This is a genomic window from Streptomyces davaonensis JCM 4913 (assembly GCF_000349325.1).
In the GTDB taxonomy this organism is placed as follows: domain Bacteria; phylum Actinomycetota; class Actinomycetes; order Streptomycetales; family Streptomycetaceae; genus Streptomyces; species Streptomyces davaonensis.
In genome coordinates, this window is the sequence record NC_020504.1 from 4,106,828 (window position 1) to 4,123,514 (window position 16,687).

Genomic DNA, 16,687 nt, shown 5'->3' on the forward strand with positions numbered 1-16,687 from the left:
GGGGGCTCCGCCAGTTCAGAGGGGCTTGATCTCCAGGCCGTCGATGACGCCCTTGGCCACGTCTCGGCCCCGCTCGGTGAAGTCGCCCTTGCCCGGGTAGGCGATCGTCACCTTGTACATGTCGCCCTCGGACGTCCGGTAGTAGAAGATCTTCACTTCGCGCGGGCGCGGGTTCTGGGTGTCGTTGGTGACGTAGACGACCGTGTTCTCGGCCGACTTCTTGCCCTTGTACTGGGTCTCCTGGGTCTTGGTCGTGGGGTTCTCCGGCATTCCGAGGTCATATTCGCCGGTGCTCTTGAACTCTTCGTTGTCGGCGTACATCTGGGCCGCGGCGGAGCCCTTGATGTTGCCCGAGGTGTCGTCCTTCTTCCGGGCAACCTCCACGCCGACCCAGATGGCCCCGCTCAGGTCGGAGTAGGTGACCCAGTTCTTGTCGGTGTCGTCCGCCTCGGGCTTGCCCAACTTGTAGTCCTTGGGCACGCTCAGGGTCACGCCGAGGTTCGTGTGGGAGCGCTGCGCCCAGGGGTCCGGCTTCTCCGACTCCCCGAACGGGTCGGCGACCACCACGCCGGCCGCCGCCACGATCACGGCGACGAACGCCGCGGCAATCCCGAAGAGCCCCTTACGGCTGACGCGCACGCCGTCGCCGCCGGACTCGCCGAGCTGCACCACCTGCGTGGGCGCGGGAGCCTGCACCGGCGGATTCGCGGCCCGGTCCAGCAGCGCACGCGTCTGCGCCGCGTTCGGACGGTGGGCCGGGTCCTTCTGGAGCAGCCCGGTGATGACCTCGGCGAGCGGTCCCTGCGCGGTGGCGGGCGCGGCCGGGGTGGCGTTGAGGACGGACTGGAGCGTGGCCGGGGTGTTGCTGCGGCGGAACGGCGAGACGCCCTCCGTCGCCGCGTACAGCACCACACCGAGGGACCAGAGGTCGGAGGCCGGGCCCGGACGCTGGCCCAGCACCCGCTCGGGGGCGATGTACTCGGGTGAGCCGACGAAGCCGCCGGTGTCGGTCAGATTGGTCTCGCCCTCGATCTGGGCGATGCCGAAGTCGGTGAGCACGACCCGGTCGTGCCGGCCGAGCAGCACGTTGTCCGGTTTCACATCCCGGTGCAGGATGCCCGCCGCGTGCGCGGCCTCCAGCGCGCCGAGCACCTCCAGGCCGACGCGGGCCGCCTCACGGGCGCCGAGCGTGCCCTCCTGGAGGACGGCGCCCAGCGAGCGGCCCTGCACCAGCTCCATCACGATCCAGGGCTGACCGTCCACCACTGCCACGTCGTGGACGTTCACGACGGACGGGTGGTCGAGGCGGGCGGCGGCGCGGGCCTCGCGGCGCATGCGCTCGAAGGCATTGGCGCGTTCACGTTCGGGAAGGTGGTCCGGGATGCGGGGCTCCTTGACGGCCACCTCGCGGTCCACGGTCTCGTCCTTGGCCCGCCACACCGTGCCCATGCCGCCGTGCCCGAGCTTGCTCAGCAGACGGTAACGACCCGCGATCAGCCGTCCGGCGCCCGGGTCCTGGGCGGCGGACTGCTGCTGCGGCGGTACGACCTGGGTGGGCGCCGCGTACGGGTTGCCCGGATGCGGGACGCTCCCCGGGTGCGGCACGCCCGCGGGCGGTCTCGGCGGTTGCAGGCCGAAAGACGTCGGCTCGTCCGAGCCGTATGGGGCTCCCCCGTTGTTGCTCATGCGTCCATCCATATCGCGCCAGGGGTGCCGCAATCCACTTCGAACAGCGTCCGGTCACAGACCCGTGACCCGTGGCGCGGCTTATCTCCCATTTATGGATGTACGGAAGGACAGTGACGGTGATGGGGTGCCCGAGGGAGAAACCGACGAGCCCGCGCCCGCGCCCGAACTCGAACTCGAACTCGAACTCGAACTCGACGGTGATGGTGACGGTGCCGGAACGTTTCCGCCGCCTTCCCCGTTCACCAGCAGCGCCACCGCCGACACCCCGGTCACCGCCACCGCGGCGATCAGCACCCCACTCACCAGCACACCCCTGGGCGACCGCCACACCGAGGGCACCGGCGCCGGGCCCGGCGAGCGCCCGGTGGCCAGGAAGTCCCGCAGCAGCCACTCGGCCCGGTCCGCGTCGAGCCGCCGTAGGGGATCCCGCTCCAGCAGGCCCCGGACGACCGGCAGCAGGAGCACGGCCTCCGGAGGCGGCCGTATCTCGTCGAAGACGACCGCGTGCAGGATGCCGCCCAACGAGTCCCGCCGGAACGGCGATTCGCCGCTGACCGCCGTGCACAGCAGCGCGCCCACCGACCACAGGTCGGAGGCGGGACCGGTACCGGCGCCGGACATCCGCTCGGGCGCGGTGTACTCGGGCGAGCCGACGAAGGTGCCGGTCTCGGTGAGGGTGCTGGCGCCCGCGACCTGGGCGATCCCGAAGTCGGTGAGCACGACCCGGCCGGTCGCGTTGTCGATGAGGACGTTCGCGGGCTTGATGTCACGGTGCAGCACGCCGGCCGCGTGCGCGGTGCGCAGTGCGCTCAGCAGATCGGCGCCGATCCGCGCGGCCTCGGCGGCGTCGACCGGGCCGTAGGCCGAGATCCGGTCGGCGAGGGAGCCGCCCTCGATCAACTCCATGACGATGTACGGCCGTTCGGCATGCTCCACGACGTCGTGCACGACGATGATGTGCGGATGGCGCAGCCGCGCGACCGCCCGCGCCTCGCGCAGCGTGCGCTCACGGCGGCGCCGCAGGTCCGCCGGGGACAGGGAGCCGGAGTCCGTCTCGTCGAACGGGAATTCCTTGACCGCCACCCGCCGCCCGAGCAGTTGATCGGTGGCCCGCCACACCACGCCCATCCCGCCGCGCCCGATCCGGTCCTCCAGCCGGTAACGCCCCGCGATGACCCGGAAGTTGCCGTCCCCCTGATCCCCATGGGTCGCCATACGCCCCATCATGCCCCGACGGACGGTCCCCTTCCGCAGCGTTTTCAGCCATAGCCAATTCTGAAACGATCGAAAAGCATGGCAAATCGCCAGGCTATTCACACCATGCGGGGCAAAACGGATGGCTTGCCATGTGGATCATGGGAGCCTTAGCATTTCTTTATGGGAAATACATTGAAGCGCCTTTCCGTCACGAGCGTCGCGGCGGTGGCGATATTCGCCACGACCACAGTGACCAATGCCAGCGCGGCGAGTGGCGGAGCCGCGTGCTCGGTGACCGGCGCCTCGGGGAGCATGACGTTCACCAACTGGTCGGCCAACTATGTGGACATCAGCGGTTGGGTCAAGGACACCGCTGCCGATGGCCACCATGTGGCCATTCGATTCAGATCCATTGACCACAGCACTGGATGGGTAACGGACTGGCCCTGGCGTACCGAATTCGACGGAAAGGACGCGACCACCACCTTCACCACATACGCGGCACCCGGTGGCGATGATCTCGACTCCATCGGCGCGCAGGTGGCGGTCAGGGAAGGGACCACGATCGTCCGTTCTTGCACGGACTGGGCCTGAGTCTCCGCGCGACAACCGCTGAAATCACGATGACGTATCGGCCCACGCAATTTCCGGTCGGGCCGATACGGCGTTCTCGATCAACCCTCCTGGAAGCCCCGCAGGATCCAGTCGAACTGCTCTCTGGTGGTGGCCCAGTCGTCGGCCGGTGAGGACGCGTAGACGGCGTACTCGATGCCGTCGCTGTTCATGTACCCGACGTCGATCGCACGGTAGGGCCCCGGGAAGTAGTGCGGCGCGTCCTTCGCGAGCGCGTTCCACGCGTACTCCCAGCGGACGCCCGGCTGGTCGCGGAAGAGCTCCTCCTTGAGGATCAACTGCTCGTAGTCCTGCAGCCGTTGCGAGATCTTCCCGTCCAGGTAGCTCATGTGCTCGTACGAGGTGCTGTAGTCCGGCGCGGTGTCGACGGCGACCCGTACGAGATGCTTGCCGTTGTCGGGCGAGAAGTCGACCTGCCGAAGGCCGTCCTGGTCGATGGAGACGGACCGCTCCCAACCCTTGGGCAGGGAAATGCTGAAGCCCACCGGGTCGGTACGCCGCTCCCAACCGGCGGGAAGCGTCCCCTGACCGCCCTCGTCGCTCGGCGTGGGCGTCGGCGTAGGAGTCGGCGTGGGGCTCGGTGATGGAGACGTCTGGTTCGTCTGCCGCCCCTCGTCCCACTTCTGGAGCGCGACGACCGTACCGCCGCCGACCAGCGCGGCGAGCACCACGACGAGCGCGAGGGTGCGCATGCGGCGGCGCTTGGACGGGGCGGCGACGGGGGCCGGGTAAGGCGCTTGCGGCGTATGGGAGTTGTAGGGGGTGTGGGGGTTGTACGGCGTGTGCGGCGTGGCCGGTGCCGTCTCCGGGCCCGGGGTCGTACGGGACCCGGGCCCGGCCGTCGGATGCGCGTGCTGCGTCGGCACGTACACCTGCGCCGCCTGCGGCCGCCGTCCCTCCGCCGCCTCGGCGAGCATCAGCTCGGCCGCCGCCGCGTCGGGGCGCACCGCGGGGTCCTTGTGCAGCAGCGCGGCGATGACCGGGCCGAGCGCACCGGCGTACGCGGGTTGGCCCGGCTCCTCCTCGACGACCGCCTGCATGGTGGAGAGCGGCGAGGTGCGACGGAACGGCGATCTGCCCTCCACCGCCGTGTACAGGGTGGCCCCGAGCGCCCACAGGTCGGACGCGGGGCCCGGGTCGTGGCCGCGGATCCGCTCGGGGGCGAGGTAGTCGACGGAGCCGACGACCTCTCCCGTGCGCGTGATCGTCGTATCGCCCTCGATCTGCGCGATGCCGAAGTCGGTGAGCAGCACCCGGCCGTCGTCGCCGAGGAGGACGTTGCCGGGCTTGACGTCACGGTGCAGCACGCCCGCCAAGTGCGCGGCGCGCAGGGCCCGTAGCACCCACAGGCCGATCCGGGCGGCCTCGCGCGGTTCGATCCGGCCGTGCTCCTTGACCGCGTCGGCCAGCGAGTGGCCCTCGACCAGCTCCATCACGATCCACGGGCGGGCGTCGTGATCGAGCACGTCGTGCACGGTGACGACGGCGGAGTGGTTGATCCGCGCCGCCGCGCGCGCCTCGGCGCGGGTGCGGGCGAGCAGCCGCTCCTGGTCGCTCTCCGAGACGAAGTGCGCGGCGGTCAACTCCTTGATCGCGACGGCTCGGTGCAGCACCTCGTCGTGCGCACGCCACACCCGGCCCATGCCGCCGCTGCCGATGGCGTCGGCTAGCCGGTAGCGCCCCGCGAGGAGCTGGCCCTGCATCTGATTCACGTTGCCCCGCAATGCTCTTGACAGGGTCAGACTAAGGACAAGGTCGCGTACGGGGAACAAGCGGGGTGACACAGAGACAGCACCGTGACGATTGTCGTCACCCAGAGTCGGGGATACCCGTCAGCCGGTCACCTGATAGGTGGCCGACGCCTGCTCGAACAGCCGGGTCACCTCGTCCCGCTCGGCCTCCGGACCGCGTATCTGCACCACGTGGTACCGGTCGCCGATCAGGATCGCGAGATTGCGCACGAACCGCTCCCGCCCCGCGTCGTCGGTCCAGGTGAACTGACCCTCCGCCATGGTCCGTCCGCCCACCTCGATGGTCTTCAGACCCGTGGAGGTGGCCCAGCTGGAGTCGCGGTACGGCTGGAGCTCGGGTTCCTCCTCGCGCTGGTAGGCCATGGGGTCGTCGCCGTACTCGGCGGTGGTGTCCCGGCCCGGTACGACGATGAGCTCGAAGTCGCCGTGGGCGTAGACGACCTGGCCGCGGCCGTTCTTCCCGCTGCGGTCCCAGCCGTTGGCGACGGCGACCCGGAAGCCCTCGTCGTCCGTGCGCAGTTCGAAACCGTCGGCGACGTCGGGTCCGGTGGTCTGCGAGCCGGTCGAACCCGCGGACTCCGTGGGGCTCTTCTCCCCTCCTCCGGGTGAGGTCTGGTCGGGCCGGGGCTCGCTGCTGGCCTCCGGCGCCGGACTGACCTGCCCACTGGCACCGGTCCGGTCGGTGTCGTCGCCGCCCGCGGCGTCGGTGTCGGACTTCGGCATGAAGAGCATCGCGTACGCGACGGCGCCCGCCATCAGCAGCAGGATCAGCACGAGCAGGGTACGGCCGAGGCTGCGCGGCGAACGGGCCTCCTCACGCGCCCGCTTGTGCCGTCCGTGATGCGCGGGCAGCCCTGCGCGCCGTCTGCGCACCAGCTCGCCACGGCGCCGCACGACCGGCAGCCGGCTGGCGTCGACCGGCGGCGCGGCCACGACATGCGCCCCGGCCTCCGGCTCGGGCGCGGACCGCACCAGGGAACGCAGCCAGCCGCGCAACTCCTCGAAGTCCAGCCGCTCGGTCGGATCCTGCCGCAGCAACGACTCCACCACCGGCCTGAGCGGCCCGCACTCCTCCGCGAACGCGGGCGGCTCGGCACACACCATCTGCACCAGCTCGGCGGTCGACTCCTCCGGATACGGCGCATGCCCCTGCACGGCCCGGAACAACAAGGCTCCGAGCGCCCACAGGTCGGTAGCGGGCCCGATCGGCGCGGCCAACTGCCAGTTCTCATGCACGGGCCCGGCCTGCTCGGGCGCCCACCGCTCGGTGACGGGTCCCACGACAGCCATCCGAGCCTGCCGCGCCCGCTCGGCGGCGAGTGCGGTGGCGGGGCCTCGGGGGAGGGGGGCGGTGGCGGCCAGGTCGTTCCAGCGGGTGGGCGCTCCGGGGGTCGGGGTGCCGGGGGCGTGGGTGCCCGCGGCAGGGACGGGGGAACCGGGGTGCGTGGCTCCGGCTGGTCCGGGGATGGCGGGGGCGCCGGAGTGGGGGGCGACGAAACCGGCGGGGCCTGCCTGGCCCGGGACGGGGGCGCCTGTGCCACGGGGTCCGGCGGGCGGCGCGGTGTGGCCGGGTACGGCGAATCCACCGTCGACCGGTCCGCTCCGGCCCGGGACAGGGGTGCCCGTGCGACGGGGGCCGGCGGGGGCGGTCGGCTGCGCGCCCGGTGCGGCCGGGGGCAGGGCGGTACGGTCAGGGCCGCCCGGGTGGCGGGTGCCGCCCTCCGGGAGTGCGGGGCCGGTGCCGGTGCGGGGTGCGGCGCCGTGCCAGGAGGCGGCGCGGACGCCGTACGGGTCGGCGATCTGCCCCGGCGGTCCGGCCGCCGGAGCGGACGGGTGCTGCTGGGCGCCGTTGGCGGAGGGGTACGGGGACTGCGCGGCACCGTTCGGCGAGGGGTACGGCGGACGTTCGGCGCCGCTCTCCGAGGCGTACGGCGGCTGTGTGGCGCCGTTGGTGTCGGGGGCCGGGCGGGCGCCCGGGAGGGCCGCTCGGCCGGTCTGCTCGGCCTGTTGCACTCGGGCCGCGGCCCTGGCACCGGCCCGGTACGCGGCGATCGCCCCGGCCCGCGCCGCCCGAATGTCCCCACCGCTCTCCACGGCCCGGCGCGCCGGCACACCAGTACCCCCGCCGCCACCGCCCGCGTCCGCTGCACCGGCCGGCGGCAGCCCACCAGCCGCCCGAGCCTCGATCGCGGCCCGCCTGGCGCCCTCCGGATCCACCTCGACGGAGACGGCAGCGCCCGTACCCCCGACGCCACCCGGCCCAACAGCACCGGCACCACTCGACCCGGCACCGGGGCCGCCGTAGCCCGCCCCGTCGCCACCGTCCTCCGGTGGCACCGGGTCGTACCCGCACAGCGCCTCTTCCGCCGCCCCCACCGCGAGCCCGGTCAGCATCACGCGGCCGTCGTCGCAGACGAGCACGGTCCGCGCCGTGATGTTCCGATGCACCCAGCCATGCGCATGCAGCACCCGCAGCGCCATCAGCACATCGGAGGCGACCTCGGCAGCCCGATACGGCGTCAGCGGCTTCTCCGCGAGCAGCGCGGCCAACGGTCGCGCCGGCACCAACTCACTGACGATCCACAGCGACCCGCCCTCGGCGAACACATCGAAGACCTGGTCGAGCCGGGGATGATCCGGGATCCGCGCAGCGGCCTGCGCCGCCTCCACCGCCCGCCGTACAGCGGGCTCCGTGGGCCGTCGCGTACTCCCCCGCGGCGAGGGCCGGCGCCCCGCACCCCGCTCACGCGCGGTGAACCCGTCCGGCAACCCCTCCGCGTCGAGCACCTCCGCCTCGACGACCTCCGGCAACGGCACCTGCCTGACCAGGACTTCCTGCCCGCTGTAGGTGTCGAAGGCGCGCGTCTCGGTGAGTTCGTACTCGTCGGACGGCGGCAGCGGCAGGCGGTAGCGGTCGGCGAGCACCCGACCCGCATAGTCGTCCACGCTGCCTCCCCCGGCCGCCCGGTTGGTCAATTCCGTTCGCCTCGCGTGCGGTTGTGGTCGCATTCCTGGATGCGTACGGTCCGCAAGCACTCACGATACGTGCCGGAGGCAACCCTCCAAGAGGGGATGCCAGATCTCTTCCCCCAAACCGTGACCACTCACCCAACGTGACGGATCAAGCCTTCGGCTCGAAGGACTTCGTCAGCGTCCGCCATGTGTCCTTACGCAGCTCACTGCCCCAATTGGCGGCTTTCGCCGTGTACATCAGCCCATACCCGAGATCGTCGTCGACGACGAACCCCCGGTCGATGCTCCGGTATTTCGTGCCGCCCTCGACATAGGTGAACTCCCAGTCGGCCGTGTTCCAGCCCCGGTAGTTCACCGCCTCTATACGAATCCGCTGGTACTGGGCGCGCTGCATGGCGCCCTCCTGATTCTTCCAGTCGGCGACCGGGTCGTCCTTGGGCGTGGTGGTCCAACCGATCAGCAGTTTCTGCCCGTTGGGCCCGGTGAACCGGTCACCCGCGGCCCCGGAGGACACGTACTTCCACCCCTTGGGCAGCCCGATCGAGTACCCCTGGCTCCCCTGATGCGTGGACGCCGCACCACCGGACGAACCGTCCCCACCGTTGCTGCCGCTGTCGCTCGACGCACTGGCGTCCGCGCTCGGCTCGGCTCCGGAGGTCTGCCCGGCCCCGGCCCCCGCCGACGCCGTCGCCTGCCCGTCCGGATGGGTCCCTCCGCCTTCGTCGCCCTTGGTGTCGGCACCGGCGCTCGCCTTGGTCGACGCCTTGCCACCGCCACTCGCCGAGTCCTTGGAGTCGCCCCCGCTGAACACGATCGTCAGAACCGTACCGATCACGGCCAGCAGTACGACCACGGCGATGATCACCAACGTCCGCCGCGGCACCACATCCGTCAGCGGCGCCCTGGGCACCGGCCGAGGCGGCAGATCCGGCGGCGTCATCACCGGCCACCCCGAACTACGCCCCCCGGACGGCCCGTTACCCGCAGCAGCCCCGCCCGAAGCCGAACCGGACTCCGAGCCCGAACCGGAACCGGAGCCCGCGGCTGCTTCCCCCGAACCACCCGACTTGGCCCGAGCACTACTCGCCGCCGCAGCAGCCCCGGCCCCAGCCGCGACCGCGGCCTTCCGCACCGACCGCAACGCGCCCCGAAGCCGCTCCCCGGCCTCCGCGGGAGCATCCGGCTGCGCGGGCAGCGGCACGACCTTCGTCGCGTCCGGCGCCTCCGCCTCCTTGGGCTCGGGCGCGTGGATGACGTCGGTCAGCATCGAACGCGCCGCGGCGTCGTCAAGACGGTTGGCCGGGTCCTTGGTGAGCAGTCCGTAGATGACGTCCTTCAGCGGCCCGGCGTTCTTCGGATCGCCCAGCGGCTCGGTCATCACCGCGGTGAGCGTCGCGATGGCGGAGCCCTTGTCGTACGGGGGCACACCCTCGACCGACGCGTACAGCAGACCACCCAGCGACCACAGGTCGGCCGCCGGTCCCGGCTTGTGCCCGCGGGCCCGCTCGGGGGAGATGTAGGAGGGCGCGCCGACGAGCATGCCGGTGGAGGTGATGGACGGGTCGCCCTCGACCTGCGCGATACCGAAGTCGGTGAGCACGACCCGGCCGTCCTCGGCGATCAGCACGTTGGACGGCTTCACATCCCGGTGCAGGATGCCCTCACGATGGGCCGAGCGCAGCACGTCGAGCACCGCGAGCCCGACCTCCGCCGCACGCCTCGGCTCCAGCAGGCCGTCCTCCCGGATGACCTCGGCCAACGACTTGCCCTCGACCAGCTCCATCACGATCCAGGGCCGGTCGTCCTCGTCGACCACGTCGAAGACGGTCACCGCACTGTTGTTACGGATCCGCGCGATGGCCTTGGCCTCCCGCAGCGTCCGCGTGATCAGCCGGCGCTTCTCGTCCTCGTCGATGTTCGACGGGAACCGCAGCTCCTTCACGGCGACGGTGCGGCCCAGGGTTTCGTCCTCGGCACGCCACACCGTGCCCATGCCGCCGCGGCCCAGCACATCTCCCAGCCGGTACCGCCCGGCGAGGAGACGACCGTTGTTGTCCTGACGGGATGCCCCCGCCCGCTCCGCCTCCGACATGCGTCCCCTCATGCAACCCGCCCTGACAGAGCCTCCATTGTCTCTCACCCGACAAGTGCCCGACGCCCAGGGTGCCAGTGGTACACAACAGCTACCGCGCCCGGAACCACCCCCACCGGAACAGAGCATTCCGCACCCTGCATGATGAGCCCCGACAAGGAGGACTCCCATGCCGCCACTCCGGACCCTACTGGCCGTTCCTGTGGCCCTCTTCCTCCTTGCCCTCTCCCCCTTCCCCTCCCCCACCGCCACCACAGCAGCCACGGCCCTGGCCCCGGCCAACACCGGAACACCGACCCCGGCCACCACCGCAGCCCCGGCCCCGGCCACCACCGGAGCGCAGGCCACCGCCCCGACCCCGGACGCCCTCCTCCCCCTGCTGGCCCCCGAAGACGGCACCCCCGCAACGGCCGCCCTCCTCTCCCGCGACAGCGACGGCGACGACGACGGCGACGACGACGACGGCAACGGCAACGGCAACGGCAACGGCAACGGCAACCACTTCGCCCGAACCGGCCCCGCCATCACCTACGCCGACCACTTCCGCGCAGGCAGCATCACCAAGACCTTCATCGCGACCGTCGTCCTGCAACTGGCCGACGAACACCGGCTGTCGCTCTCCGACACGGTGGAGGAGCATCTGCCCGGCCTGGTGCGCGGAGCCGGGAACGACGGGCGGGCCCTGACCCTACGTGCCCTGCTCACCCACACCAGCGGCCTGTACGACTTCACCGCCGACACCGGGGGCCTGGTCCCCCTCACCCCTCGTCAGGCCGTGCGGCTCGCACTCACCCACCCCCCGTCCAGGCGTGGCCGCTTCGCCTACTCGAACACCAACTACGTCCTGCTCGGCCTGGTCGTCGAGCAGGTCACCGGCCGCTCGTACGCCGCCGAGGCCGAACGCCGGCTGATCACTCCGCTGGGTCTGACCGGCACCTCCTTTCCCGGATCGCGGACTTCCCTGCCCTCCCCGCACGGCCGCGCCTACACCTCAAGCGGGCGGGACGTCACCGAGCTCGACCCGCGGGTGGCCGGAGCCGCGGGTGAGCTGGTGACCACGCTCGCCGACCTGAACCGCTTCTACGCGGCGCTGCTCGGCGGTGAACTGCTGCCCCCGCGCCGGCTGCGCGAGATGCTCGACACCCGCACCGCACACGGCTTGTACGGCATGGGTCTGTTTCCCGTGAAGCTGCCGTGCGGCACCACGGTGTGGGGACACAGCGGGCGCATCTCCGGCAGCTTCGTGCACACTGCGGCCACCGAGGACGGGCGCCATGTCCTCACCTTCCGGGTGAACACGACCGCGGTGGCGGACCCCGACCTCGAACCCCGGTTGCTCACCGCCGAGTTCTGCCCCCGCACCCAGTAGAACGGCCGGGTTCCGGACAGAGATCCCAGCTCACGACACTCGTTCGAGTGAACAGCGGACCACCAGCCCAGACAGGCCCAACTGATCACACCGCTCACACCGCTCAGAGCGGCACGATGTCCGGCGCCCCCAACCGCGCCGCATCCGCCGTCAGGTCGTCCGGCTGGCGCTGGGACTCCCGCTCGGCCTCCACCCGCTTCTCGTAGTGCTCGACCTCGCGCTCGATCTGGTCCTTGTCCCAGCCGAGCACGGGCGCCATCAGCTCGGCGGCCTCGCGGGCGCTGAGCGTGCCGCGGTCGAAGGTCTCGATGGAGATGCGGGTGCGCCGGGTCAGGACGTCGTCCAGGTGCCGTGCGCCCTCGTGCGAGGCGGCGTACACCACCTCGGCGCGCAGATAGTCCTCGGCCGCCCGCAGCGGCTCGCCGAGTGAGGGGTCCGCGGCGACGAGGTCGAGGACCTCCTCCGTCAGTGCGCCGTAGCGGTTCAACAGGTGCTCCACGCGCACCACATGGAGCCCGGTGCGGGCTGCGATGCGCGCCCGTGCGTTCCACAGCGCCCGGTATCCCTCGGCGCCCAGCAGCGGGATGTCCTCGGTGACGCATTCGGCGACGCGCATGTCGAGTCCGTGCACCGCCTCGTCCACCGCGTCCTTGGCCATGACCCGGTAGGTCGTGTACTTGCCGCCCGCGACCACCACGAGTCCCGGCACCGGATGGGCCACGGTGTGCTCGCGCGAGAGCTTGCTGGTGGCGTCGGACTCGCCGGCCAGCAGTGGCCTGAGGCCCGCGTACACGCCCTGGACGTCGTCGCGGGTGAGCGGCACCGCGAGCACGGAGTTCACATGTTCGAGGATGTAGTCGATGTCCGCGCTGGAGGCGGCCGGGTGTGCCTTGTCGAGGTCCCAGTCGGTGTCCGTGGTGCCGATGATCCAGTGCCGTCCCCAGGGGATGACGAACAGGACGGATTTCTCGGTACGGAGGATGAGTCCCGTCACGGAGTGGATGCGGTCCTTGGGGACGACCAGGTGGATGCCCTTGGAGGCGCGGACGTGGAACTGTCCCCGCTCGCCCACCATGGCCTGGGTGTCGTCGGTCCATACGCCGGTGGCGTTGACGACCTGCTTGGCGTGGACCTCGTACTCCCCGCCCGCCTCGACGTCCTGCACGCGGGCGCCGACGACGCGTTCGCCCTCGCGCAGGAATCCGGTGACCCGGGCGCGGTTGGCGACCTTGGCGCCGTAGGCGGCGGCGGTGCGGACGAGGGTGGCGACATAGCGCGCGTCGTCCATCTGGGCGTCGTAGTACTGGAGCGCGCCGACCAGGGCGTCCTTCTTCAAGGCGGGGGCGATGCGCAGGGCGTGACGGCGGCTCAGGTGGCGGTGCATGGGCAGGCCCCGGCCGTGGCCGCGGGCCATCGACATGGCGTCGTAGAGGGCGACGCCGGAACCGGCGTAGAGCCGCTCCCAGCCCTGGTGCTGGAGGGGGTAGAGGAACGGGACGGGCTTGACCAGGTGCGGGGCGAGGCGTTCCAGGAGCAGCCCGCGTTCCTTGAGTGCCTCGCGGACGAGGGCGAAGTCGAGCATCTCCAGATAGCGCAGGCCGCCGTGGATCAGCTTGCTGGACCTGCTGGAGGTGCCCGACGCCCAGTCACGCGCCTCGACCAGACCGGTGGACAGGCCCCGGGTCACCGCGTCGAGCGCGGTGCCCGCGCCGACCACGCCGGCTCCCACGACCAGCACGTCCAGCTCGCGCTCGGCCATTGATGCGAGTGACTCGGCGCGCTGCGCCGGCCCCAGTGTCGCTGTCCTCACCGCTGCCTCCCGCTGTAGGTCGCACCGGCCGCACCCGTGGGGGGCGGCCCGGTCGAATCCCCCATGCCCAAATTCTGACCGGGTTGCCCGACTTCAGCCACCAGTCGCCCCCAGCCTGTGGACAACTTTCACGGACCTGTCCGCCGGGTGTCGCCCACCCGCCAGAAAGACACAGGTGATCAATCCCGTATTTCGGTCATATTTACTCCTAGTCTGACATTGCGCTCGCTCATTCTGTCCACAGGGCTTGCGCACCTGTCCCGCTTCGGTTACTGGGAAGGACGGCCCACGCCATGCCCGCAGATCTCGCCGTCATCGGACTCAACCCGTACGGCCTGCCCCTGGCCCAGGCAGCCGTGGCCGCCGGCATCCCCACGCTCGGGTATCGCACCGGGCCCGAATCCGGCTCCCTCAGCCCCGCCGAACTGCGCCGCATGCTCGCCACGGGCTTCCGGCACGCCACCAGCCCGGCCGAACTCGGGCGCGTGCGCACCGCGGTCATCTGCGCGCCGACCCCGCGCGGTGCGGACGGCGGGCTCGACCTCACCCAAGTGGAGTCCGCCGCCCGCACCCTGGCCGGCCGGATGCGCCCGCACACCACGGTCGTCCTGGAGTCACCGGTCCCGCCCGGCACCACCGAGGACCTGCTGCGCCCGCTCCTCGAAGAGGGCTCGGGCCTACGCGCGGGCCGCGATTTCCATCTCGCCTACTCCCCCAGCCGCGTCGACCCCGGCAACCGCGACTTCACCCCGGCCAACACCCCGAAGGTGATCGGCGGCCTCACCCCCGCCTGCACGGAATCGGCGGCCGCCTTCTACGCCCGTCTCACCGACAAGGTGGTACGCGCGCGTGGACCACGAGAAGCGGAGACGGTGCAGGTCCTGGAGACGAACTTCCGGCACGTCAACATCGCCCTCGTCAACGAAATGGCCGTCCTCTGCCACGACTTGGGCGTCGACCTCTGGGACGTCATCCGCTGCGCCGAGACCAAGCCCTTCGGCTTCCACGCCTTCCGCCCCGGCCCCGGCGTCGGCGGCCACAGCGTCCCCCAGGACCTGACCGGCCACACCGGCCGCACCCTGCGCATGGTCGAACTCGCCCAGCAGGTCAACCACCAGATGCCCCGTTACGTCGTCCAGCGCGCGGCAACCCTCCTGAACGAGCACGGAAAGTCGGCGCGAGGCGCCCGCGTATTGCTTCTCGGCGTCACCTACAAGGCGGACCTCGCCGACCAACAATCCACCCCCGCCGAGGAGGTCGCCGTCCGCCTGATGAGCCTCGGCGCCTCCGTCAGCTACCACGACCCCCACATCCCGTCCTGGACCGTCCTGGACCGCCCACTCCCCCGAGCGGACTCCCTCTACGAGGCGGCGGCCGACGCGGACCTGACGATCTTGCTCCAGCAGCATCGGACGTACGACTTGCAGGGGCTTTCGGTGAAAGCGCAGCTGCTGCTGGATACGCGGGGGGCTACGCCTACAGGGGCGGCGCACAGGTTGTGAAGAGGGGCGCGCGGGGTTACTGAGCCTCGGGGTTGGTGGCGTGCGGCACCCGGCGCCGGTACTTTGGACACAGGTGGAGCCCACCGCAGGGGTTGCTGCGGCAGGCTCCTGGCTGGATTACGGGTGTCCGCCCCTAGCTCTTATGGGGGCGGCCGCTCACCAGCCAAAGATCCGAAGAACCCACCTCCTCCGGCTTTGGATCATCCGAAGACGAATCCGGTCCCAGCGGGTGGGCTTGCGGTGACGGCCCATGGGCACGCCCCCTTCCATGACGCCGCCCGTTAACCCGGTGGGGCGGTCCATTGGAGCTCCGGGCCGGGCCCCGGGCAATCGGGTCCGGATACGTGCTCCTTGGAAGGGGGCGCCCCAGAGAGCGGGTCGCCGATCAAGGACACTACCGCCCCACTACGCCCGTTCGGCCCACATTCGCCCCGAACGCAACCGCACGCCCCCACCTCGCCAAACGCGCCCCACCGGCGCCCTTGGGCACGCAAAAGGGGCCGCTCACCCCACCGGGCAACCGACCCCTTCAGGCGCCGCAACGCCTACCGCTGATGCTGCGAATCAGCCACCGTCACCTCGACCCGCTGGAACTCCTTCAGCTCGCTGTACCCGGTCGTGGACATCGCCCGACGCAGCGCACCGAAGAAGTTCATGGAGCCGTCGGGAGTGTGGGAGGGGCCCGTCAGGACCTCCTCGATCGTGCCGACCGTGCCGAGGTCCACCTTCTTGCCGCGCGGCAGCTCCTCGTTCACCGCCTCCATGCCCCAGTGGTGACCGCGGCCCGGCGCGTCGGTCGCGCGGGCCAGCGGGGAGCCCATCATCACGGCGTCCGCGCCGCAGGCGATGGCCTTGGGGAGGTCGCCGGAGAAGCCCACGCCGCCGTCCGCGATCACGTGGACGTACCGGCCGCCGGACTCGTCCATGTAGTCCCGGCGGGCCGCCGCCACGTCGGCGACCGCCGTCGCCATCGGGACGCGGATGCCGAGGACGTTGCGCGTGGTGTGCGCGGCGCCGCCGCCGAAGCCGACCAGGACGCCCGCCGCGCCGGTGCGCATCAGGTGCAGGGCCGCGGTGTACGTGGCGCAGCCGCCGACGATCACCGGGACGTCGAGCTCGTAGATGAACTGCTTCAGGTTCAGCGGCTCGTGCGAGCCGGAGACATGCTCGGCGGAGACCGTCGTACCGCGGATGACGAAGATGTCCACGCCCGCGTCGACGACCGCCTTGGAGAACTGGGCGGTGCGCTGCGGGGAGAGCGCGGCGGCCGTGACCACGCCGGAGTCGCGCACCTCCTTGATGCGCTGCCCGATCAGCTCCTCCTTGATGGGAGCGGCGTAGATCTCCTGGAGGCGGCGGGTGGCGGCCTCGGTGGGCAGCTCCGCGATCTCGTCGAGCAGCGGCTGCGGGTCCTCGTACCGCGTCCACAGGCCTTCGAGGTTCAGCACGCCGAGGCCGCCGAGCTCGCCGATGCGGATCGCGGTGGCCGGGGAGACGACCGAGTCCATGGGGGCGGCCAGGAACGGCAGCTCGAAGCGGTAGGCGTCGATCTGCCAGGCGATCGAGACCTCCTTCGGGTCTCGCGTACGGCGGCTCGGGACGACGGCGATGTCGTCGAAGGCGTACGCCCGGCGGCCGCGCTTGCCGCGCCCGATCTCGATCTCAGTCACG

Annotated in this window: 10 protein-coding genes; 3 read left to right on the top strand and 7 right to left on the bottom strand. The window is 71.3% G+C overall.

Features of this window, described 5'->3' with window-relative positions:
- Window positions 1-15: 15 nt before the first annotated feature.
- Window positions 16-1,686, bottom strand: coding sequence for a serine/threonine-protein kinase (locus BN159_RS17795; RefSeq protein WP_015658395.1), 1,671 nt, complete (start codon window positions 1,684-1,686; stop codon window positions 16-18).
- A gap of 81 nt (window positions 1,687-1,767) precedes the next feature.
- Entirely contained in the window at window positions 1,768-2,904 is a 1,137-nt protein-coding gene (locus BN159_RS17800) for a serine/threonine-protein kinase (RefSeq protein ID WP_041819464.1), read from the bottom strand.
- A gap of 162 nt (window positions 2,905-3,066) precedes the next feature.
- Here BN159_RS17800 and BN159_RS17805 point away from each other — a divergent pair, with 162 nt between their 5' ends.
- The gene (locus tag BN159_RS17805) at window positions 3,067-3,480 is read left to right on the top strand and encodes a hypothetical protein (RefSeq protein WP_015658397.1); all 414 of its coding nucleotides are present in this window, start codon (window positions 3,067-3,069) and stop codon (window positions 3,478-3,480) included.
- Window positions 3,481-3,560: 80 nt separating this feature from the next.
- On the opposite strand, the gene BN159_RS17810 is transcribed toward BN159_RS17805, so the two are convergent.
- From BN159_RS17810 to BN159_RS17820, 3 genes are all read right to left on the bottom strand, one after another.
- Window positions 3,561-5,222 (bottom strand): serine/threonine-protein kinase, encoded by a 1,662-nt coding sequence (locus BN159_RS17810; RefSeq protein WP_015658398.1) that lies wholly within the window; start codon window positions 5,220-5,222, stop codon window positions 3,561-3,563.
- 129 nt (window positions 5,223-5,351) lie between these two features.
- Window positions 5,352-8,216 carry a protein kinase gene (locus BN159_RS17815; RefSeq protein ID WP_015658399.1) on the bottom strand — a complete coding sequence of 955 codons (2,865 nt, stop codon included), beginning with the start codon at window positions 8,214-8,216 and terminating at the stop codon, window positions 5,352-5,354.
- Between the two features lie 175 nt (window positions 8,217-8,391).
- Window positions 8,392-10,335 carry a serine/threonine-protein kinase gene (locus tag BN159_RS17820; RefSeq protein ID WP_015658400.1) on the bottom strand — a complete coding sequence of 648 codons (1,944 nt, stop codon included), beginning with the start codon at window positions 10,333-10,335 and terminating at the stop codon, window positions 8,392-8,394.
- A 169-nt stretch (window positions 10,336-10,504) separates the two neighbouring features.
- On the opposite strand from BN159_RS17820, the gene BN159_RS17825 reads away from it, so the two are divergent.
- Entirely contained in the window at window positions 10,505-11,704 is a 1,200-nt protein-coding gene (locus tag BN159_RS17825; RefSeq protein WP_015658401.1) for a serine hydrolase domain-containing protein, read from the top strand.
- 103 nt (window positions 11,705-11,807) lie between these two features.
- Here the strand turns inward: BN159_RS17825 and BN159_RS17830 are convergent, their stop codons facing one another.
- Entirely contained in the window at window positions 11,808-13,514 is a 1,707-nt protein-coding gene (locus BN159_RS17830; protein WP_041819468.1) for a glycerol-3-phosphate dehydrogenase/oxidase, read from the bottom strand.
- 293 nt (window positions 13,515-13,807) lie between these two features.
- On the opposite strand from BN159_RS17830, the gene BN159_RS17835 reads away from it, so the two are divergent.
- On the top strand, window positions 13,808-15,016 hold the full coding sequence (locus BN159_RS17835) for a nucleotide sugar dehydrogenase (RefSeq protein WP_015658403.1): 1,209 nt from the start codon (window positions 13,808-13,810) through the stop codon (window positions 15,014-15,016).
- 545 nt (window positions 15,017-15,561) lie between these two features.
- Here BN159_RS17835 and BN159_RS17840 read toward each other — a convergent pair.
- Window positions 15,562-16,686, bottom strand: a complete 1,125-nt coding sequence (locus BN159_RS17840) for a GuaB3 family IMP dehydrogenase-related protein (protein WP_015658404.1) — start codon at window positions 16,684-16,686, stop codon at window positions 15,562-15,564.
- Between the last annotated feature and the right edge of the window lies 1 nt (window position 16,687).